Source organism: Microbacterium immunditiarum (genome assembly GCF_013409785.1).
Classification (GTDB): domain Bacteria; phylum Actinomycetota; class Actinomycetes; order Actinomycetales; family Microbacteriaceae; genus Microbacterium; species Microbacterium immunditiarum.
The window spans coordinates 891,789-911,602 of sequence record NZ_JACCBV010000001.1 but is presented as its reverse complement, the minus strand read 5'-3'; the positions used below and the strand labels follow the sequence as shown (position 1 = coordinate 911,602).

The 19,814-nt window shown below is 70.5% G+C and carries 17 protein-coding genes; 3 read left to right on the top strand and 14 right to left on the bottom strand.

Annotated elements, in window-relative coordinates:
* Positions 1 to 82: 82 nt before the first annotated feature.
* The 12 genes from pntB to BJ991_RS03980 all read right to left on the bottom strand — a co-directional run bounded on the left by pntB (position 83) and on the right by BJ991_RS03980 (position 12,717).
* The gene (pntB, locus tag BJ991_RS04035; protein WP_179487687.1) at positions 83 to 1,480 is read right to left on the bottom strand and encodes a Re/Si-specific NAD(P)(+) transhydrogenase subunit beta; all 1,398 of its coding nucleotides are present in this window, start codon (positions 1,478 to 1,480) and stop codon (positions 83 to 85) included.
* Complete coding sequence (locus BJ991_RS04030) at positions 1,477 to 3,042, bottom strand: Re/Si-specific NAD(P)(+) transhydrogenase subunit alpha (protein WP_179487685.1); 1,566 nt, start codon at positions 3,040 to 3,042, stop codon at positions 1,477 to 1,479. Before BJ991_RS04030 ends, pntB begins: the two co-directional genes overlap by 4 nt.
* A gap of 158 nt (positions 3,043 to 3,200) precedes the next feature.
* Complete coding sequence (locus tag BJ991_RS04025; RefSeq protein ID WP_179487683.1) at positions 3,201 to 4,394, bottom strand: bifunctional 2-methylcitrate synthase/citrate synthase; 1,194 nt, start codon at positions 4,392 to 4,394, stop codon at positions 3,201 to 3,203.
* A 16-nt stretch (positions 4,395 to 4,410) separates the two neighbouring features.
* Entirely contained in the window at positions 4,411 to 5,310 is a 900-nt protein-coding gene (prpB, locus tag BJ991_RS04020; RefSeq protein WP_179487681.1) for a methylisocitrate lyase, read from the bottom strand.
* Positions 5,310 to 6,839, bottom strand: coding sequence for an MmgE/PrpD family protein (locus BJ991_RS04015; RefSeq protein WP_179487679.1), 1,530 nt, complete (start codon positions 6,837 to 6,839; stop codon positions 5,310 to 5,312). Before BJ991_RS04015 ends, prpB begins: the two co-directional genes overlap by 1 nt.
* A complete protein-coding gene (locus BJ991_RS04010; protein ID WP_179487677.1) occupies positions 6,836 to 7,540 on the bottom strand; it encodes a GntR family transcriptional regulator in 705 nt (234 codons plus the stop codon). Before BJ991_RS04010 ends, BJ991_RS04015 begins: the two co-directional genes overlap by 4 nt.
* A 167-nt stretch (positions 7,541 to 7,707) precedes the next feature.
* A complete protein-coding gene (locus BJ991_RS04005) occupies positions 7,708 to 8,214 on the bottom strand; it encodes a hotdog fold thioesterase (protein ID WP_343048643.1) in 507 nt (168 codons plus the stop codon).
* Positions 8,211 to 8,582, bottom strand: a complete 372-nt coding sequence (locus tag BJ991_RS04000; protein ID WP_179487675.1) for a VOC family protein — start codon at positions 8,580 to 8,582, stop codon at positions 8,211 to 8,213. The genes BJ991_RS04005 and BJ991_RS04000 overlap by 4 nt, the downstream gene beginning before the upstream one ends.
* An 84-nt stretch (positions 8,583 to 8,666) precedes the next feature.
* A complete protein-coding gene (locus tag BJ991_RS03995) occupies positions 8,667 to 9,503 on the bottom strand; it encodes a TIGR03620 family F420-dependent LLM class oxidoreductase (protein WP_179487673.1) in 837 nt (278 codons plus the stop codon).
* Between the two features lie 86 nt (positions 9,504 to 9,589).
* Positions 9,590 to 11,041, bottom strand: a complete 1,452-nt coding sequence (locus tag BJ991_RS03990; RefSeq protein ID WP_179487671.1) for a dicarboxylate/amino acid:cation symporter — start codon at positions 11,039 to 11,041, stop codon at positions 9,590 to 9,592.
* 172 nt (positions 11,042 to 11,213) lie between these two features.
* Positions 11,214 to 11,690 carry an NUDIX hydrolase gene (locus BJ991_RS03985; RefSeq protein WP_179487669.1) on the bottom strand — a complete coding sequence of 159 codons (477 nt, stop codon included), beginning with the start codon at positions 11,688 to 11,690 and terminating at the stop codon, positions 11,214 to 11,216.
* Positions 11,691 to 11,703: 13 nt separating this feature from the next.
* Positions 11,704 to 12,717, bottom strand: a complete 1,014-nt coding sequence (locus BJ991_RS03980) for an aldo/keto reductase family protein (protein WP_179487667.1) — start codon at positions 12,715 to 12,717, stop codon at positions 11,704 to 11,706.
* A 120-nt stretch (positions 12,718 to 12,837) separates the two neighbouring features.
* Here BJ991_RS03980 and BJ991_RS03975 point away from each other — a divergent pair, with 120 nt between their 5' ends.
* From BJ991_RS03975 to BJ991_RS03965, 3 genes are read left to right on the top strand one after another with little or no spacing between them, the layout of a single operon-like run.
* A complete protein-coding gene (locus tag BJ991_RS03975; RefSeq protein ID WP_179487665.1) occupies positions 12,838 to 13,794 on the top strand; it encodes an ABC transporter ATP-binding protein in 957 nt (318 codons plus the stop codon).
* A gap of 2 nt (positions 13,795 to 13,796) precedes the next feature.
* Positions 13,797 to 15,413, top strand: a complete 1,617-nt coding sequence (locus tag BJ991_RS03970; protein ID WP_179487664.1) for an ABC transporter permease — start codon at positions 13,797 to 13,799, stop codon at positions 15,411 to 15,413.
* 17 nt (positions 15,414 to 15,430) lie between these two features.
* A complete protein-coding gene (locus BJ991_RS03965) occupies positions 15,431 to 15,889 on the top strand; it encodes a GbsR/MarR family transcriptional regulator (RefSeq protein WP_179487662.1) in 459 nt (152 codons plus the stop codon).
* Positions 15,890 to 15,937: 48 nt separating this feature from the next.
* On the opposite strand, the gene BJ991_RS03960 is transcribed toward BJ991_RS03965, so the two are convergent.
* Together BJ991_RS03960 and BJ991_RS03955 are read right to left on the bottom strand one after the other, a co-directional pair.
* On the bottom strand, positions 15,938 to 18,034 hold the full coding sequence (locus BJ991_RS03960; protein ID WP_179487660.1) for an ABC transporter ATP-binding protein: 2,097 nt from the start codon (positions 18,032 to 18,034) through the stop codon (positions 15,938 to 15,940).
* Positions 18,031 to 19,764, bottom strand: coding sequence for an ABC transporter transmembrane domain-containing protein (locus BJ991_RS03955; protein ID WP_179487658.1), 1,734 nt, complete (start codon positions 19,762 to 19,764; stop codon positions 18,031 to 18,033). Before BJ991_RS03955 ends, BJ991_RS03960 begins: the two co-directional genes overlap by 4 nt.
* Positions 19,765 to 19,814 lie beyond the last annotated feature (50 nt).

Below are 19,814 nucleotides of genomic sequence, written 5' to 3'. Positions count from 1 at the left end.
TTCATTTCGCGGATGCCGCGGGGCGCGGCATCCGTCACCGCCCGCCCGGGGCAACCGCTTGCAGGGTCCCTCTCCCCGGCGCCTACAGCTCGCGCAGGATGTCCTCCACGCGCTGCTTGGCGTCGCCGAAGAGCATGGCCGCGTTCTCGCGGGAGAACAGCGGGTTCGCGACGCCCGCGTACCCCGACGCCATCGAGCGCTTGAACACGACCACCTGCTGGGCCTCCCACACGCGCAGCACCGGCATCCCCGCGATCGGCGAGCTGGGATCCTCCGCGGCGGCGGGGTTCACGGTGTCGTTCGCGCCGATCACGAGCACGACGTCGGTGGTCGCGAAGTCGTCGTTGATCTCGTCCATGCCGAGCACGATGTCGTACGGCACGCGAGCCTCCGCGAGCAGCACGTTCATGTGCCCGGGGAGGCGACCGGCGACCGGGTGGATGCCGAACCGAACGTTCACGCCGAGCTCGCGCAGGCGGCTCGTGAGCCCCGCGACGGGATACTGCGCCTGCGCGACCGCCATGCCGTAGCCGGGCGTGATGATGACGCTGTCGGCGTCCCGCAACAGCTGCGCGACGTCGTCCGGAGCGAGTTCGCGGTACTCGCCGTGCTCGGCGTCCGAGGCCGCGGGAGCCTCGATGCCGAAACCGCCCGCGATGACCGAGAGGAACGAGCGGTTCATCGCCTTGCACATGATGTACGACAGGTACGCACCGGATGACCCGACGAGCGCGCCCGTGACGATGAGCAGGTCGTTGTTGAGCAGGAACCCGGCCGCTGCGGCCGCCCATCCCGAGTAGCTGTTGAGCATCGACACGACGACGGGCATGTCGCCGCCGCCGATCGACGCCACGAGGTGCCAGCCGAGCGCGAGGGCCAGCGCCGTCACGGCGATGAGCAGCCACAGCTGGGGGTCGATCACGAACCACACGGTGAGTGCGACGAACACGACGAGGGCGCCGAGGTTCATCGCGTTGCGACCGGGCAGCACGAGCGGCGCCGACGACATACGGGCGGAGAGCTTGAGGAACGCGACGATCGATCCCGTGAACGTCACGGCGCCGATGAAGACGCCGATGAAGACCTCGGCGTGGTGGATCCCGACGAGCTCGGCCGACAGCTCGGGCTCGTCGAGGTATCCGTTCCACCCCACGAGCACGGCCGCCAGGCCGACGAAGCTGTGCAGCAGCGCGATGAGCTGCGGCATGCCGGTCATCTCGACGACGCGAGCGCGCCAGAGGCCGATCGCCGCCCCGATGAGGACGGCGACGACGAGCAGCACGAGCCCGAACGTGGCGCCGGCGCTCCACGCGTCGAGCACCGTGAGGACGATCGTCGCGGCGAGCGCGATCGTCATGCCGACGATGCCGTAGACGACGCCGTTGCGGGCGCTCTCGTGGCGGCTGAGCCCCGCGAGGCTCATGATGAACAGCAGCGCGGCGACGATGTAGGCGGCCGCCGCGATCGACTCGGCCGTCACCGGGTCGCCCCAGCGCTCGGAGCGGGAGCGTCTTCTCGGAAGAACATCTTCAGCATGCGCCGCGTGACAGCGAAGCCGCCGAAGACGTTGATGCTCGCGACGAGGATCGCCGCGAACGCGAGCGCCTGCACGACCGGGTCACCGCTGGTGACCTGCAGCATCGCGCCGACGACGATGATGCCCGAGATCGCGTTGGTCACCGACATGAGCGGCGTGTGCAGCGCGTGATGCACCTTGCCGATCACGTAGAACCCGACGACGACCGACAGCACGAGCACTGTGAGGTGCTGCGGCAGTGGGGGCGGCGCGATCGCGGCGATCGCGAACAGAGCCACGATGCCCGCGGCGATGAGCGCGGCCCTTCCCCACACCGGCATCCGCTTCGGCTCCGCCTGCTCGGCCGCCGTCGCTGCGGCGGTCGCGGGTGCGGGCGGCGCCGAGACCGACACCGGGGGCGGTGGCCACGTCGTCTCGCCCTCGCGCACGACGGTGACCGCGCGCTGCACGACGTCGTCGAAGTCGATGACGAGCGTGCCGTCCTTGTTCGGCGTGAGCAGCTTCAGCAGGTTGACGAGGTTCGTGCCGTACAGCTGCGACGCCTGCGCCGGAAGTCGCGACGCGAGGTCGGAGTACCCGAGGATCACGACCCCGTTCTCGGTGACGGTGCGCCGGCCGTTGACCGATCCCTCGACGTTGCCGCCCTGCGCGGCGGCCATGTCGACGATGACGCTCCCCGGCTTCATGGTCGCGACCATCTCGGCCGTGATGAGCCGCGGCGCGGCCCGGCCGGGGATGAGCGCCGTCGTGACGACGATGTCGACGTCGCGCACCTGCTCGGCGTAGAGCTCGGCCGCGGCCCGGTCGTAGTCCTCGGACGTCGCCTTCGCGTAGCCGTCGGTCGACTGCATCCGCTCACCCGCCTCGACCGCGAGGTACTCGCCGCCGATCGAGCGCACCTGGTCGGCGACCTCGGGCCGGGGGTCGGTCGCGCGCACGATCGCGCCGAGGCTCGACGCGGCGCCGATCGCGGCGAGGCCGGCGACCCCCGCACCCGCGACGAGCACCTTCGCGGGCGGCACCTTGCCGGCCGCGGTCACCTGCCCCGTGAAGAACCGCCCGAACTCGTGCGCCGCCTCGACGATCGCACGGTACCCGGCGATGTTCGCCATCGAGCTCAGCACATCCATCGACTGCGCACGCGAGATGCGGGGCACGGCGTCGAGCGCGATCGCCGTGAGGCTGCGCGTGCTGAGCGCCTCGAGCAGGTCGGGGCGCAGCGCGGGCGACAGCAGCGCCGCGATCGCGGCTCCGTCGGCGAGCCGGTCGATCTCGTCGCGCGTGGGCGGGTCGATCTTGAGCACGAGGTCGCTCCCCCACGCCTCCGGCGCGTCGACGACGCGTGCGCCGGATGCCTCGTACGCGGCATCCGGGAACGACGACGCCGCACCCGCCCCGCGTTCGACCACGACCTCGTAGCCGAGCGCCACGAGCGCTGTCACGTTCGCGGGTGTCGCGCCGACGCGCGCGTCCGATCTCTCACGCACGATTCCGATCCGAGCCACGCTGCTCCCTTCCGTCGGTTCGACCAATGTTGCCGTGTTCGGTCACGCACTGCGTGCACAACTCCGGAGATCCGACGCGCGCGACGCGGGCGGGGCCCCGCGATCACGCGGGCCGCAGGCGCCGCGCACACGGAACTCCGGAGCTGCGCACGCGGGATTCAGTCGGCGGCCTCCTCGGCGCGCGCCGCGACCGCGGCCATCGCCTCATCCGGCACATAGCCCTCGACGTGACGCTCATCGGGGCCGTTGTACGCCGACAGCGGCCGGATGAGCGCGTTCGAGGCGAGCTGCTCCATGATGTGCGCCGTCCACCCGGTCACGCGCGCGGCGACGAACAGCGGCGTGAAGGTCGGCGTGTCGAAGCCCATGAGGTTGTAGGCGGGGCCTGACGGGTAGTCGAGGTTCGGGTAGATGCCCTTCCGCGACACGAACTCCGACTCGAGCTTGTCGTAGAGCTCCGCGACCTCCTGCCGGCCGTAGTGCTCGACGAGCGTGTCGAGGGCGGCCTTCATCGTGGGCACGCGCGAGTCGCCGCGCTTGTAGACGCGGTGCCCGAAGCCCATGATCTTGCGCTTGTGCGCGAGCGCCTCGTCGAGCCACGGCACGACGTTCGAGGCGTCGCCGATCTCGTCGAAGATGTGCAGCACGGCCTCGTTCGCCCCGCCGTGCAGGGGTCCCTTGAGGGCGCCGATCGCGCCGACGACCGCGGAGTACAGGTCGCTCAGCGTCGACGCGATGACCCGGGCGGTGAACGTCGAGGCGTTGAACGAGTGCTCGGCGTACAGGATCATCGAGCGGTTGAACGCGTCGACCACGACGTCCTCGGGCACGTCGCCGAACGTCATCCACAGGAAGTTCGCGGCGTAGTCGAGGTCGTCGCGGGGCTCGATGGGGTCGAGTCCGCGCCGGCGGCGCTGGCCGTACGCGACGATCGCGGGAAGGACGGCGAACAGGCGGATGCTGCGCGCCAGGTTCTCTTCGGCGCTGCCGCTCGCGTCGAGCACCGAACCCATGCCGGCGAGGTCGCGCGCGCCGATGAGACTCGCCGCGGTGCGCACCTCGTCCATCGGGTGGGCGTCGATCGGGACTCGGTCGATGACCGCGCGCACGTCGGCGGGAAGGTGGCGGTACGAGCGCTCCAGGGTGCGCAGCTGCGCGAGCTGCACCTCGTCGGGAAGCTCGCCGTGCCACAGCAGGTACGCGACCGCCTCGAACGGCTGCGTCGCCGCGAGCTCCTGCACGGGGTATCCGCGGTACAGCAGCGAGTTGGTCTCGGGATTCACCTTCGAGATCGCGGTGTAGTCGACGACGACACCCGCGAGTCCCTTCTTGATGTCCGGCTCCGTCGTCATGGTGCTCCTTCGCGGGTCAGCGCTCGATGTGGAAGTTGAAGACGTTCGTGTCGAAGTGGTTGTAGGACTCGTAGTCGATGAGGTCGTACAGGTCGGCGCGGTGCTGCATCTCGCCGAGTCTCCTGGTGAGATGACCTTCTTCGATGAGCGTATCCAGAGCACCGGACGCCGCGCCCATCGCGATCCGCAGGAGCGAGACGGGCCAGATCACGATGTTCACCCCGACGTCGCGCAGCTGGTCGACCGAGAAGAGCTCGCTCTTGCCGAACTCCGTCATGTTCGCGAGGATCGGCACATCGACCGCCGCGCGCACCGCCGCGAACTCATCGAGGCTGCGCATCGCCTCGGGGAAGATCGCGTCGGCGCCGGCGTCGACGAGCGCCTTCGCGCGGTCGATCGCCGCGTCGAGGCCCTCGACCGCGCGGATGTCGGTGCGCGCCATGATGAGGAAGTTCGGGTCGCGCCGCGCATCCGCCGCCGCCCGGATGCGCTTGATCGCGGTGTCCTCGTCGACGACGGCCTTGCCGTCGAGGTGGCCGCAGCGCTTGGGGTTGATCTGATCCTCGATGTGGGTGCCGGAAAGACCCGCGTCCTCGAGCGTCTGGATCGTGCGGGCGACGTTCATCGGCTCGCCGAACCCCGTGTCCGCGTCGATGATCGCCGGCAGGTCGGTCATGCGCGCGATCTGCTGTCCGCGCCCCGCGACCTCCGTCAGTGTCGTGAGACCGATGTCGGGCAGGCCGAGGTCGGCGGACAGCACGGCACCCGAGATGTAGACGCCCTCGAACCCCTTGCGCTCGATGAGGCGCGCCGACAGCGGATTGAACGCGCCGGGGAACCGCAGGAGCTCCCCCGTCGCGAGCCGCTCGCGGAAGGCGCGCCGCTTGTCGGCGGCCGTGACGGTCGAGTACAGCATCAGAACAGGCCCTTCGGCGCCGGTGCGCTTGCGAGGACGCCGGCCTTCGCGATGATCGAGAGCTGGCGCACCTCGTCGGCCGTCAACTCGGGCAGGCGCTGGGCGAGCTCGAGGAACCGCTCGATCTCCTCCGCGTCGAGCACGGGTTCGGCGAGCAGGCGGAACTTGCGGACGTAGTCCTCACGCGCGAACGGGCGAGCGCCGAGCGGGTGCGCGTCGGCGACCGCGATCGCCTCGACGATTTCGCCGCCGTCGGCGAAGCGGATCACGACCCGGCCGCCGAACGCCTTCTCGTCCGGGTCCTCCGAGTGGTAGCGGCGCGTCCACTCGGGGTCCTCCTCGGTCGTGACCTTCTGCCACAGCTCGACGGTGTCCGACCGGGACGCGCGCTCGGGCAGGTACGAGTCGACGTGGTGCCACGTGCCGTCCTGCAGCGCGACGGTGAAGATGTACGGGATCGAGTGGTCGAGCGTCTCGCGCGACGCGGTCGGGTCGTACTTCTGCGGATCGTTCGCGCCCGAGCCGATCACGTAGTGCGTGTGGTGGCTCGTGTGCAGGACGATCGACTCGATGTTGCCGGGCGCGAAGGCGTGCTCGGGGTGCTCGTTGTGGAGCTTGCGCGCGAGGTCGATCCACGCCTGGGCCTGGTACTCCGCGGAATGCTCCTTCGTGTACGAGTCGAGGATGCCCCGCTTGGGCTCGCCCGGTGCGGGCAGCGGCACCTCGTACGAGGCATCCGGCCCGTCGAGAAGCCACGCGATCACGCCGTCCTCGCCCTCGTAGATCGGCGACGGGGACGTCTCGCCGCGCATGGCGCGGTCGACCGCCTCGACGGCCATCTTGCCCGCGAAGGCCGGCGCGTGCGCCTTCCACGTCGAGATCTCGCCCTTGCGGGACTGCCGCGTCGCGGTCGTCGTGTGGAGGGCCTGTCCGATCGCCTGGTAGATCGTTTCGACGGGCAGGTCGAGCAGCGTGCCGATGCCGGCGGCGGCCGCCGGGCCGAGGTGGGCGACGTGGTCGATCTTGTGCTTGTGCAGGCTGATCGCACGCACGAGGTCGATCTGGACCTCGTACCCGGTCGCGAGACCCCGCACGAGCGCCGCGCCGTCGGAGCCGACGTGCTGCGCGACCGCGACGATCGGCGGGACGTTGTCGCCGGGGTGCGAGTAGTCCGCGGCGAGGAACGTGTCGTGGTAGTCGAGCTCGCGCACGGCGACGCCGTTCGCCCACGCCGCCCATTCCGGCGACGTGCGGCGCTCGAGCGGGCAGCCGAACACGGTCGCTCCCTCGCCCGAGATCGAGACGGCGTGGTCGAGGGCCTGCTGGCGGGCGGCGCTCACGGGCGCGCGGGTGAGCGACGCCGCGGCCACCGCGGCGTTGTCGATGACCCGGTTGATGATCATGTCGACGACGTCCGGCTCGACCTCGACGGGGTCGGCGGCGACTTCGGCGATCTTCCACGCGAGCTGGTCCTCCCGGGCGAGGTTCTCATCGCTGCGGTGGACACGGACGTGATGCATGACGGTCATGCTCTTCCTTTCGTGAGGCGCCCGCCGGCGAGGGCGGCGACGGGCGCGCGGCCGGTCGCCGGATCCGTCGAGGCCTGGTCGAGCGAAGCGAGGATGCTCGCGAGGGCGTTGTGCAGGTGCACGTGCGTCGCATGCGCGGCGAGCTCGGCGTCTCCTGCGGCGATCGCGCTCGCGATGAGGCGGTGCTCGGCGACCGAGGCCGCGAGCCGCTCGGGGTTGTCACGCGCGAGCCGGCGCACGCGCACGAGGTGCGTGCGCACCGTCCGCAGCGCGGCGGTCAGGTAGTCGTTCGCAACGGCGGCGTCGAGGGCCGCGTCGAAGCGTGCGATGAGGGCGTAGTAGTCGTCGGTCGCGTCGGGACCGTCGACGGATGCCGCGGCGAACTGCTCGGCGAGGGCGGCGAACTCGGCGCCGTCGCCCCGCTGGGAGGCCGTCCGGGCGGCGGACTCCTCGAGCGCGCGACGCACCTCGAACAGGGCGCGGATGTCGTCGGCGTCGACGTCGGCGACGACCGTGACGCGGGGCGACTGCTGGACGACCAGCCCGTCGGCGGCGAGGCGCCCGAGGGCCTCGCGCAAGGGGGTGCGGCTCACCCCGAGGCGCGTCGCCTGCTCCACCTCGGCGAGCACGGCTCCGGAGGGGAGGGCGCCGGTCTGGATCTCGTCGAGAAGGGTGCGGTAGGCGCGGTCGCTCGCGCGCATCGGTCACCCCCTTTTGATCGGCCGCGCCCAGTGTATACACAAAGACGCTCGATGTCCCATTTCGCGTCGATTGCGGCGTTCAGCGTATACACGAATGGCTGCGGCGGAGGAGCCGCCGCCGGATCAGGACCGCGTCCGAGCGGCAGGGGGGCCACGCGACCCGCGCGCTAAGCGCCCCGCTCCCCGGGCCTCCCGTACGTGCTGCGCTGCTCGATCACCGCGAGCGTGCACCGCGAGATGCACACGAGCCGCCCCGTGCCCTCCTCGACGATGCGGATCTCCCACACGTGGGCGCGTCGGCCGATGTTGATCGGCTTCGCCGTGCCGATGACCGACCCGCTCGTGAGGGGGCGGATGTGGTTCGCGTTGATCTCCTGCCCCACGACGTGGAACCGCTCGCGGTCGACGGCGAGGAACCCCGCCCACGACGCGAGCGTCTCGGCGAGCGCGACCGAGGCGCCGCCGTGGAGGACGCCTGCGGGCTGGACGGTGCGGTGGTCGACCGGCATCCGCCCCACCAGAGCGTCGTCACGGATCTCGACGATCTCGATGCCGAGGTTTCGGATGAGCGTCTGCTCGGCCATCTCGTCGAAGTCGATCGGCGCGATGTCACCGAACCACACACTCGTGCGCTCCGGCTGTGCCGCGACTCCGTCGCGAAGCTCCTGCGTCACGACTCCTCGGCCTCGGTCGTTCCCTCGAAGAGCCCGATCACGTTGCCGTCCGGGTCGACGATCGCGGCCCACCAGCTCGTCGGGGTGATCTCGGACTTCTCGACCGCGACCGATCCACCGGATGCCCGCGCGGTGGCGATGACGTCGTCGATCGAGTCCACCTCGACGTAGGACCGAGGCTGCGTGAAGCCCTCGCTGCGCTGCGCGAGGGCCCCGCCGCTGATCTTGTTGGGCGCCTGCCACATCGGGTATCCCTCGAAGCCGGGGACCTCGGCGATCTGCCATCCGAACAGGCGCGAGTAGAACTCCGTCGCCTTCGCGAAGTCGGTGACGGGGATGTCGACGTGAGTGATGTCGCCGTGTGGCATTGGTCGTCCTCTCGTGGATGGAACTCGGACAGTCTCGCCCGTGGAACCCGGCGCGACAACCCCTTGCAAGGGCTGGGGCGAGCGCTACGCGAGCGCCGCGCGCAGTTCGGCGAGCGCGGGGAGCGCGTCGCCGTCGATGGGGAGCACCTGCACGCACACGTGGTCGGCGCCCGCGTCGAGGTGCGCGCGAAGGGCGGAGGCGAGCGCAGCCGGATCGCCCCACGCCGTCAGCTCGTCCACGACGCGGTCGTTGCCGTCGCCCGCCAGCTCGTCGTCTCCGAAACCAGACGCGCGCAGCATGCTGGCGTAGTTCTGCAACCGCAGGTACCGGCGGAGGGCGGATCTGCCGACCGCACGGGCGGTCGCCGCATCCGTCTCGGCGACGACCATCTGCTCCGGTGCGAGCAGCGCGTCGGGCCCGACGACGCCACGGGCCCACCGCGTGTGACCGGGCGGCGTGAGATACGGATGCGCGCCGAGTGAGCGCTCGGCCGCGAGGCGCAGCGTCTTGGGTCCGAGCGCTGCGACGACGCGACGCCCCGCGGGCACACCCTCGGCATCGAGCACGTCGAGGTACTCGCGCATCGCGGCGAGCGGCTTGGCGCGGCGCGCGTCGGCCTCCGGATGCCCCGACCCGATGCCGAGCACGAAACGGCCCGGATGCCGCGCCTCCAGCCGATGGAACGCCGCGGCCGCCTCGCGTGCCTCCCCGCGCCAGATGTTCACGATGCCGGTCGCCACCACGAGGTCCTCGGTCGCATCGAGACATGCCTCCGCCTCGGCGAGGTCGGCACCGGGCGAGCCGCCGATCCACAGGGTCGTGTAGCCGAGGCGTTCGACGCCGGCCGCGAAGTCGGGCGTGGCTCCGTCGCGACGGCGCCACACGCCGAAGGTTCCGAGTGGCCGCTGGGGTTCGGTCATGCTCTCAGTCTGGCGGGAAACGGAGCGGGCGCGGCATCCGTCTCACCAGGTGGAAACGGATGCCGCGCCCGCGCGACTCGTCCGGATCAGCGTCCGGCGTGCACCTCTTCGTCGTGCGCCGCGATCTCGGCGTCGAGGTCGACCGCGGGGGTCTCCTCCGCGCTGTCGTCGACGAACGGGAGGCCCTGACGGGGCGCGTTGTAGAGCTTCTCGTCGAGGATGCCCTCGCGCTTGGCGACGATCGTCGGCACGAGCGCCTGACCGGCGACGTTGACCGCGGTGCGGCCCATGTCGAGGATCGGGTCTATCGCGAGCAGCAGGCCGACGCCCTCGAGCGGCAGGCCCAGGGTCGACAGCGTGAGCGTGAGCATGACGGTCGCACCGGTCGTGCCGGCGGTCGCCGCCGAGCCGAAGACCGAGACGATCGCGATGAGCACGTAGTGCAGCGGCGTGAGCTCGATGTTGAAGAACTGCGCGACGAAGATCGCGGCGATCGCCGGGTAGATGGCGGCGCAGCCGTCCATCTTGGTCGTCGCGCCGAAGGGCACCGCGAACGAGGCGTACGCGCTCGGCACGCCGAGGTTGCGCTCGGTGACACGCTCGGTCACGGGGAGCGTGCCGATCGACGAGCGGCTCACGAAGGCGAGCTGGATCGCCGGCCACGCGCCCGAGAAGTACTGGCGGATCGAGAGGCCGTGCGACCTCACCAGGATCGGGTAGACCGCGAACAGCACGAGCGCGAGGCCGATGTAGATCGCGATCGCGAACCAGCCGAGCGACGCGAGCTTCTCCCAGCCGTACTTGACGACGGCGCTGCCGATGAGGCCAAGCGTGCCGATCGGGGCGATGCGGATGATCCACCACAGCACGCGCTGGATGACCTTGAGCGTCGACTCGACGAACGACAGGAACGGCTCGGCCTTCTTTCCGACGCGCAGCGCCGCGAGGCCGATGACAGCCGACACGACGATCACCTGCAGAACGTTGAACCCGACCGACGAGGCGACCGCGCCCGCCTCGGCGTCGAAGCTCGACGACACCTGGAGGCCGAGGAAGTTCTGCGGGATGAGACCGATGAGGAAGTTCCACCACGAGCCGACCGTGTAGGGGTCGCTGGGCTCGAGGCCCTCGCCGGCGCGCGAGCCGGGCTGGATCACGAGGCCCAGCACGATGCCGATCGTCACCGCGATGAGGGCGGTGATCGCGAACCAGAGCAGCGTCTGGCCGGCCAGGCGCGCGGCGTTGCGCACGCGGCGGAGGTTCGAGATGCTCGCGACGATCGCCGTGAAGATGAGCGGCACGACCGCCGCCTTGAGCAGCGTCACGTACGACGTGCCGATGACGTCGAGCGTCGCGGCGAGGCCGTTGGGGGCGTCTTCGGCGTCGGGCCCGATCCCGCGGGCGACCAGGCCCAGGATGATGCCGAGCACGAGGGCGACGAGGATCTGGAAGCCGAAGCTGCCGAGCAGCTTGCGCGGCGAGAAGCGCTTCGGCGCGGATTCGGTGTCCGTCGATGCGGACGCGGTGCGGTTGCTCATTGTTCTCCGTGTTCGTGCCCGCGGGTGGGGCGGAGCCTGGGCCGGTCTCCGGCGGGCAAACCGGAGTCGATCGTACGAACGGCTGGACCCGGCTCGGCGCAGTGTGACGCTGCGTGACGCGAGGTGACGCCCGGTCACCGGGAGAACGAGGCGGATGCCGCGGCATCCGCCCTCACGAAGCCTCGGCGAGCTGCTCCTCGAGCCGGTCGATCGCCGGGCGCTGTCCCTTCACGAGCCTCTCCCGCGCCTCGGCGAAGCTCACCCACTCGACGCGATCGACCTCCGGGAACGTCTGCGTACGACCCGACCGCGGCGGCCACTCGAGCTCGAACTCGCCGAACTCGAGGCCTTCGAGCTCGAAGTCCGCCCCGTCGGCGATGAACACCGTGACGCGCTTGCCCGACGAGTACGGGAACGTGCCCAGCTCGGCGAACGGGCCGTCGGGCGGGTCGATGCCGAGCTCCTCGCGGAACTCGCGCTTGGCAGCGTCGAGCGCGGACTCGGCGCGCTCTTCGTACTCGCCCTTGGGCAGCGACCACGCGCCGGCGTCCTTCGACGCCCAGTAGGGACCGCCCATGTGCGCGATGAGCACCTCGGCCGCGCCGCCTGCCAGCCGATACAGCAGGACCCCCGCGCTCGTGACGGCCATGCCTCCTACGATGTCAGGTCAGCCGCGCCTTCGGGGAGGACTCGTACGTCTTCTGCGGGTCGGTGATCGCGACGCCGGCGAGCGCCTCGTCGACCGCGGCCTTCGCCGCGGGGTCGAGCGCCGCGCCCGACGCCTTGACGGTGTCTTCGAGCTGCTCGGGGCGCGACGCCCCGACGATCGCCGCCGATACGTTCGGGTTCGCGAGCACCCACGCGATCGCGAGCTGCGGCATCGTGAGCCCGGCCCCCTCGGCGATGGGCTTGAGCCGCTGCACCGCCTCGAGCACGTCGTCGGCGAGGAACCGCTTGATGAACGTCGCTCCCCCCGCATCGTCGGTCGCGCGCGAGCCCTCGGGCACCGGCTGACCGGGCAGGTACTTGCCGCTCAGCACGCCCTGCGCCATCGGCGACCACACGATCTGCGAGATGCCGAGCTCCTCGCTCGCAGGGATGACCTTGCCCTCGATGACGCGCCACAGCGCGGAGTACTGCGGCTGGTTCGAGATGAGCTGTATGCCGTAGCTCTTCGCGAGCGCGTGACCGTCTCGCAGCTGCTCGGCGGTCCACTCCGACGTGCCGATGTAGAGCGCCTTGCCCTGCCGCACGACGTCGGCGAACGCCTGGAACGTCTCTTCGAGCGGCGTCTCGTAGTCGAAGCGGTGCGCCTGGTAGACGTCGACGTAGTCGGTGCCGAGCCGCTTGAGCGAGCCGTTGATCGACTCGAGGATGTGCTTGCGGCTCAGGCCGTGGTCGTTCGGCCCCATCGGGCCCGTCGGCCAGTAGACCTTCGTGAAGATCTCGAGCGACTCGCGCCGCTGACCCTTGAGCGCCTCGCCGAGCACCGACTCGGCGGCGGTGTTGGCGTAGTTGTCGGACGTGTCGAAGCTCGTGATCCCGAGGTCCAGCGCCTTGTGCACGGTCGCGATCGCGGCCTCGTTCTCCACCTGCGACGCGTGCGTCAGCCAGTTGCCGTACGTGATCTCCGAGATCTTGAAGCCGCTGTTTCCGAGGTACCGATGCTGAACCATGCGCACAAACGTAGTGGCGAAGCGGATGCCCCAGCCGCCGCTCACGTCGCACCCAGCCCGCTCCGCGGGACTCGCTTCGCTCTATTCACAAATTCGTGAAACGCGCGTAGCGTGTCGCGCATGGCAGCCGTGATCCGCACGAGCGGACTGCACAAGCACTATCGGCGCGTGCGCGCGCTCGACGGCCTCGACCTCGAGGTCTCGTCGGGTCAGATCCACGGCTTCCTGGGCCCGAACGGCGCCGGCAAGTCGACGACCATCCGCGTGCTCCTCGGGCTCGCGCGCGCGACGAGCGGCGAGGCGCGCGTGTTCGACCGCGATCCGTGGCGCGACGCCGTCGCGCTCCACCGCCGCATCGCCTCCGTCCCGGGCGACGTGAGCGTGTGGCCGAACCTCTCCGGCGGCGAGGCGATCGACTTCCTCGCGCGCCTGCGCGGGGCGAAGCGGCGCGATCCGGTGTACCGGGCCGAGAAGGAGCGGCTGCTCGAGGCGTTCCAGTTCGATCCGCGCAAGAAGGGCCGCGCCTATTCGAAGGGCAACCGCCAGAAGATCGCGCTGATCGCGGCGCTCGCGGTGCCGGCCGATCTCTACATCCTCGACGAGCCCACCAGCGGCCTCGATCCCCTGATGGAAGTCGTCTTCCGGCGCGAGATCGCACGGCTCCGCGACGCCGGAGCCACCGCCCTGCTGTCGAGCCACATCCTGTCGGAGGTCGAGCAGCTGTGCGACCGTGTGTCGATCATCCGCGCCGGACGCATCGTCGAGTCGGGCACGCTCGCCGAACTCCGCCACCTCACGCGCACCGAGGTGTCGTTCGAGGCGGCCGACGCGAGCGCGCTCGAAGGCATCGCGGGAGCCCACGACCCGGCGTTCGACGCGGGGCGCGCCCGCTTCACGGTGGACAGCGACGCCGTGGCATCCGTGCTGCCCGAGCTCGCCCAACGGCAGGTCACGGGCCTGCGCGTGCAGCCGCCCACGCTCGAGGAGCTCTTCCTCCGGCACTACGGCGAAGAGGTCGCGGGCGAAGCGAACGGCGACGGCGAGCGCGTGGCGTCGGCGACGGCGGCGGGGCGTTGACGATGGGCCTGGGCACCCTGTGGGCGCAGCGCGTTCGCCGCGACTGGCGGCAGCTGCTGATGTGGACCGTCGGCACGGCGCTCCTCGCCTACCTCGCGTACGTCGGCGTCGCGCAGTCGTACGGCACCGAGCAGGACCGCGTCTCGCTGCTGGCGGCGGCTGTCGCGAACCCCGTGATCCTGCTGTTCCGCGGGCTCCCGTCTGGTCCCGAAGAGGGCGCCTTCATGGTGTTCCTCATCATGCCGTGGCTGGCTCTGCTGGCAGCGTTCATGAGCACGTTCCTCGCCGTGCGGCACACACGCGGCGACGAGGAGGCGGGGCGGGCCGAGCTCGTGGCCGCGACACCGGCGGGACGGATGATGCCCGTCGTCGCGACCGCTCTCCACGGCCTCAGGGCGAACGTCGTGCTCGGCGCGCTCGTCGCGCTCGCGTTCATCGCGGTGGGCCTCGACCCCGCCGGTGCGGCGCTCGCGGGGGCGGCCGCCGGTGGCGTCGGCGTGTGCTTCCTCGGCATCGCGCTCGTGTGCGCGCAGCTCCTGCGCACCTCGCGAGCCGCGAACGCGACGGCGGTGTGGATCACGCTCGCCGCGTTCCTCGCGTCGGGCATCGGCAACGCGATCGGCACGCCGAGCGACGACCTCTCCCGCATCGAGAGCTCGGGACTCGCGTGGGCGTCGCCGTTCGGCTGGGCGGAGAACGCGCGTGCGTTCGATGAGGACCTGTGGTGGCCGGCGTTCCTCGGCATCGGCGTGGGGATCGTGCTCGCCGGAGTCACGATCGGTCTCGCGGCGGCGCGCGACCTCGGCGAGAGCTTCGTCCCGGCCCGGCGCGGGCGGGCCGAGGCATCCGCCGCCCTGTCGTCGCCGACCGCGCTCGTGTGGCGGCTCACGCGCGGAGCCGTTGCCGGCTGGGTCGTCGGCGGGCTCATCGCGGGTGTGATGTCGACCTCGCTCGCATCGATCGTCGAGGAAGTGGGCGCGTCGAACCCGGCCGTCGAGGAGATCCTCCGCCAGATCTCGGGCGAGGGCAGCATCGAGCAGGGCACGATCACGACGTTCTTCACGATGCTGGGCGTGCTCGCCGCGTGCTGCGCGGTGCAGGTGGTGTGCCGCGCCCGTCAGGAGGAGACGCACGGAACCGCCGAACCGGTGCTGTCGGCACCCGTCGCGCGGGTCCGGTGGCTCGCCGACTACTTCGTCGTGGCGGCGATCGGCGTGGTGCTGGTCGTCGCGGCCGCGATCGGCGGCGCCGCGCTCGGCATCGCCGCGCGCGACGGCGACTGGGGCCTCATGCGCACCGTCGCCGTCACGGGCGCGGGGCAGGTGGTCGGGGCATCCGTGTTCCTCGTGCTGACGGCGCTCGCATTCGTGCTCGCGCCGCGCGTGACGATCGCGCTCGGGTGGTCGCTCGTGGTGGTCGGCATGACGCTCGGGCTCTTCGGGCCGCTCTTCGGGTTCCCCGAGTGGCTCGTGCGGCTGTCGCCGATCGCGGTCACGCCGATCGTCGACGGCGACGCCGTCGATGTGCGCGGGCTCTGGTGGCTCGTGGGCGCGGTCGTCGTGGGCGCCGCGGCCGCGCTCGGCCTGATGCGGCGGCGCGAGCTCGCGACGGGAGGATAGATTCGGGAAGGGGGAGCATGGGCGACGAGCACGCGGGGATCGATGCCGCCGAGCAGGGCGCGGGGATGCTGGCGGCCGCGGGCATGCCGCGGATGCCGGCGCGCGTCATGATGGCGCTGGTGGGATCCCCCGATGAGGGATACACCGCTGCAGAGCTCGCCGATCGGCTCGGAGTGTCGCCCGCCGCCGTCTCGGGCGCGGTGCGCTATCTGCAGTCGATGCGGATCATCCAGAGGCTCTCGAAGCCCGGCGATCGCCTCGCGCGCTACGACCTCATGGACGACGGCTGGCGATCCATGGTCATCGCGAACACGCCGCTGTACGCGAAGCTCGGCGAGTACCTCGACACGATCGCGGACGAGAACACGGATGCCCCGGCATCCGTCTCGCGGGCACGCGACATGGCCGCCTTCCTGCGGTACCTCGCCGAGCGCATGCCCGAACTCGTCGACGAGTGGGAGAACCGCAAGCGCTGAGAGCCGACACCGGCGGTGGGCCTCATGGCAGACCCACCGCCGACGGAGTCAGGTGACCGGTGCGGTCTCGTCGGCCGGCTCGCCCTCGGCGCGGGCGGCCGCCTCTTCCGCCTCGACGCGGAACTCCTCGTCGAGGTCGATCGCGGCCTGCTCGAACTGCGAGTTGTAGAGCCGGTAGTAGGCGCCCTCGGCGGCGATGAGCTCGTCGTGCGTGCCCTGCTCGACGATGCCGCCGTTCTCCATCACGAGGATGAGGTCCGCGTCGCGGATCGTCGAGAGGCGGTGCGCGATCACGAACGAGGTGCGACCCTTCCGCAGCGCCGCCATCGCGTGCTGTAGCAGGAGCTCGGTGCGCGTGTCGACGGAGCTGGTCGCCTCGTCGAGGATCAGCACGGACGGCTGCGCGACGAACGCGCGTGCGATCGTGATGAGCTGCCGCTCGCCGGCCGAGATGTTCGACGCGTCCTCGTCGAGGACGGTCTCGTACCCGTCGGGCAGCGAGTGCACGAACCGGTCGACGTACGTCGCACGGGCCGCCTCGAGGATCTCCTCCTCGGTGGCGTCGGCGCGGCCGTAGCGGATGTTCTCGCGGATCGTGCCCGCGAACAGCCACGGGTCCTGCAGCACCATACCGGTCTTCGCGCGGATGTCGCGGCGCGCGAGCTCGGCGATGTCCTGTCCGTTGAGGAGGATGCGGCCGCTGTCGAGCTCGTAGAACCGCATGATGAGATTCACGAGCGTCGTCTTGCCGGCGCCGGTCGGGCCCACGATCGCGACCGTCTGCCCCGGCTCGACCCGGAACGAAAGGTCGTGGATGAGCGGGCGGTCCGGCGAGTACGAGAACGCGACGTCCTGGAACTCGATCGTCCCGTCGCCCTCCGCCGGCGCGGGGGCGTCGGCGGCGTCGGGCTCCTGCTCGCCCTCGTCGAGGAACTGGAAGACGCGCTCGGCCGAGGCCGTGCCCGACTGGACGACGGCGGCCATGCCGCCGAGCTGGGCGAGCGGCTGCGTGAACTGCTGCGAGTACTGGATGAACGCCTGGACGTCGCCGAGTCGCAGCTGGCCGCCGGCGACCATGAGCGCGCCGAACACGGCGATGCCGACGTACGTGAGGTTGCCGATGAACATCATCGCGGGCTGCATGATGTTCGCGAGGAACTGCGCCTTGAACGAAGCCTGGTAGAGCTCCTCGTTCTCGGCGCGGAACGCCTCGCGCGCGGCCTGCTCGCGGCCGAACACCTTGACGAGCGCGTGGCCCGAGAACGACTCCTCGACGCGCGCGTTGAGGCGGCCGACCTTGCGCCACTGGATGCCGAACGCCTTCTGAGAGCGCGGGCCGATCACGCCGAACAGGATGCCCATGAGCGGGAAGCTCACGAGCACGACCAGCGTGAGCTGCCACGAGATGGACAGCATCATGATGAGCACGCCCACGACGGTCAGCACACTCGTGAGCGCGCCGGACAGCGACTGCTGCATCATCTGCGTGATGTTGTCGATGTCGTTCGTCACACGCGAGATGACCTCGCCGCGCTGCACGCGGTCGAAGTAGCGCAGCGGGAGGCTGTTGACCTTCGCCTCGACCTGCTCGCGCAGGCGCCACATCGTGCGCACCATGATGACGTTGATGACGTAGCCCTGCAGCCACATCAGCAGTGACGACGCGAAGTACAGCACGAGCACGAGCAGCAGCACGCGGCTCAGCGCGAGGAAGTTCACACCGGCCCCCGGCACGAAGTTCTGCATCGCCGAGACGATGTTCGCGAGATCCTGCTGCCCGGCGTCGATGAGGCCCTGGACGACCTGCTCCTTCGTCGCACCGGCGGGAGCCATCGACGACACGACGCCCTCGAAGAGGATGTTCGTCGCCTCGCCGAGCACCTTGGGCGAGAGCACGGCGAGCACGACGCCGAGCGCGCCGAGGATCGACACGAAGACGAAGGCGACGGCGTGCGGCTTCAGCAGGCCGAGGAGCCGGCGGAACGAGGGCCAGAAATGCGCGGCCTTGCCGGGCGCGACGCCGCCGCTCCAGTCGTCGGCGGCGAGGCGCGCCTGCTCGGCGAGCTCGAGCTCGAGCTTCTCCTCTTCGCTGTGCTCGCGCTCGGCGCGGCGGCCGCGGCGGGTGGCTGTCTTGTCGGTGCTCATCGAGCCGCCTCCACTCCGAGCTGGGATTCGACGATCTCCTGGTAGGTCCGGCACGTTTCGAGGAGCTCCTCGTGCGTGCCGAGCCCGACCACGCCGCCGTCGTCGAGCACGACGATGCGATCGGCATCGATGATCGTCGAGACGCGCTGCGCGACCACGATCTTGGTGACGTCGGGCAGCTCTCTCCACAGTGCTTGCCTCAACCTCGCGTCGGTCGTGAGGTCGAGGGCCGAGAACGAGTCGTCGAACACGAGCACATGCGGGTCGTGCACGATCGCCCGGGCGATCGCGAGCCGCTGGCGCTGGCCGCCCGACACGTTCGTGCCGCCCTGCGCGATGCGCGCGTCAAGCCCGCCCTCCATCTGGCTCACGAAGTCGCTCGCCTGCGCGATCTCGAGCGCGCGCCACAGCTCGGCATCCGTCGCGTCCTCGCGACCGAACCGGAGGTTCGTCGCGATGGTCCCCGAGAAGAGGAACGGACGCTGCGGCACGAGGCCGATCGTGCTCCAGAGCGCGTCGAGGTCGGCGCGCCGCACGTCGACGCCGCCGACGAGGACGGCGCCGCCCGTGACGTCGAACAGGCGCGGCATGAGCGAGACGAGCGTCGTCTTTCCGGCGCCCGTCGAGCCGACGATCGCGACCGTCTCACCGGGCGCGGCGCTGAAGCTGACGTCCGACAGGATCGGGTGCTCGGCTCCGGGATACGTGAATGTCACGTCGCGGAACTCGACCGAGCCCGGCTCGGGCAGCTCAGCTACGCCGTCCGCCGGGCGCTCGAGCGTCGACTTCACCTCGAGCACCTCGCCGATGCGCTCGGCCGAGACGGACGCGCGCGGGATCATCAGCGTCATGAAGCTCGCCATCATGACGCCGGACAGGATGATCATGACGTACTGCATGAACGCGAAGAGCGTGCCGATCTGGACCTCGCCCGCGTCGACCTGGATGCCGCCGAACCAGATGACTCCGACCACGGTCACGTTGAGGATGAGCATCACGGCCGGGAACAGCACGACGAAGAGCGAGCCGACCTTGCGGCCGACGACCATGATGTCGGTGTTCGCCTCGCGGAACCGCTCCTCTTCGATCGGCTCGCGCACGAACGCGCGGATGACGCGGATGCCCGTCAGCTGCTCGCGCATCACGCGGTTGACCGCGTCGAGCTTGCCCTGGTAGCTGCGGAACAGCGGCACCATTCGGGCGATGATGAGCGCGGCGACGACGAGCAGCACCGGCACGGCGACGGCGATGATCCACGAGAGGCTGATGCTCTGCTCGATCGCGAGGATGATGCCGCCGATCGCGAGCAGCGGCGCCGAGACGAGGAACGTCGCCGACATCATCGCCAGCATCTGCACCTGCTGCACGTCGTTCGTGTTGCGCGTGATGAGCGAGCCCGCACCGAAGCCGGTGACCTCGCGCTCGGAGAAGCCGGACACCCGCGCGAAGATGTCGTCGCGCATGTCACGACCCGCGCGCATCGCGGCCTTCGCCGCGAAGTACGTCGCGATGATCGACGCGACGATCTGGCCGAGCGACACCGTGAGCATGAGCGTCCCGGTGCGCCAGATGTAGTCGGTGTCGCCGCGCGACAGGCCGTTGTCGATGATGTCGGCGTTGAGGCTCGGGAGGTAGAGCATCGCGAGCGCCGCCGCGAATTGGAACAGCAGCACGCCGAGCAGCAGCCACCCGGAAGGCTTGAGATAGCGGACGAGGAGCTTGGCCAGCACGATGACTCCCGGAGGCGGCGAGGAACACGACGAAGCCCCGCGGGCGGGGC

What these genes read in the sequence shown, in the direction of transcription:
- BJ991_RS03980 (WP_179487667.1), bottom strand. Translation starts at nt 12,717, where the DNA reads ATGGTTCAGCATCGGTACCTCGGAAACAGCGGCTTCAAGATCTCGGAG.
- BJ991_RS04010 (WP_179487677.1), bottom strand. Translation starts at nt 7,540, where the DNA reads ATGCGCGCGAGCGACCGCGCCTACCGCACCCTTCTCGACGAGATCCAG.
- BJ991_RS03970 (WP_179487664.1), top strand. Translation starts at nt 13,797, where the DNA reads ATGGGCCTGGGCACCCTGTGGGCGCAGCGCGTTCGCCGCGACTGGCGG.
- BJ991_RS03990 (WP_179487671.1), bottom strand. Translation starts at nt 11,041, where the DNA reads ATGAGCAACCGCACCGCGTCCGCATCGACGGACACCGAATCCGCGCCG.
- BJ991_RS04015 (WP_179487679.1), bottom strand. Translation starts at nt 6,839, where the DNA reads ATGACCGTCATGCATCACGTCCGTGTCCACCGCAGCGATGAGAACCTC.
- BJ991_RS03975 (WP_179487665.1), top strand. Translation starts at nt 12,838, where the DNA reads ATGGCAGCCGTGATCCGCACGAGCGGACTGCACAAGCACTATCGGCGC.
- BJ991_RS03995 (WP_179487673.1), bottom strand. Translation starts at nt 9,503, where the DNA reads ATGACCGAACCCCAGCGGCCACTCGGAACCTTCGGCGTGTGGCGCCGT.
- BJ991_RS03965 (WP_179487662.1), top strand. Translation starts at nt 15,431, where the DNA reads ATGGGCGACGAGCACGCGGGGATCGATGCCGCCGAGCAGGGCGCGGGG.
- BJ991_RS03960 (WP_179487660.1), bottom strand. Translation starts at nt 18,034, where the DNA reads ATGAGCACCGACAAGACAGCCACCCGCCGCGGCCGCCGCGCCGAGCGC.
- prpB (WP_179487681.1), bottom strand. Translation starts at nt 5,310, where the DNA reads ATGCTGTACTCGACCGTCACGGCCGCCGACAAGCGGCGCGCCTTCCGC.
- BJ991_RS04025 (WP_179487683.1), bottom strand. Translation starts at nt 4,394, where the DNA reads ATGACGACGGAGCCGGACATCAAGAAGGGACTCGCGGGTGTCGTCGTC.
- BJ991_RS03985 (WP_179487669.1), bottom strand. Translation starts at nt 11,690, where the DNA reads ATGGCCGTCACGAGCGCGGGGGTCCTGCTGTATCGGCTGGCAGGCGGC.
- BJ991_RS04000 (WP_179487675.1), bottom strand. Translation starts at nt 8,582, where the DNA reads ATGCCACACGGCGACATCACTCACGTCGACATCCCCGTCACCGACTTC.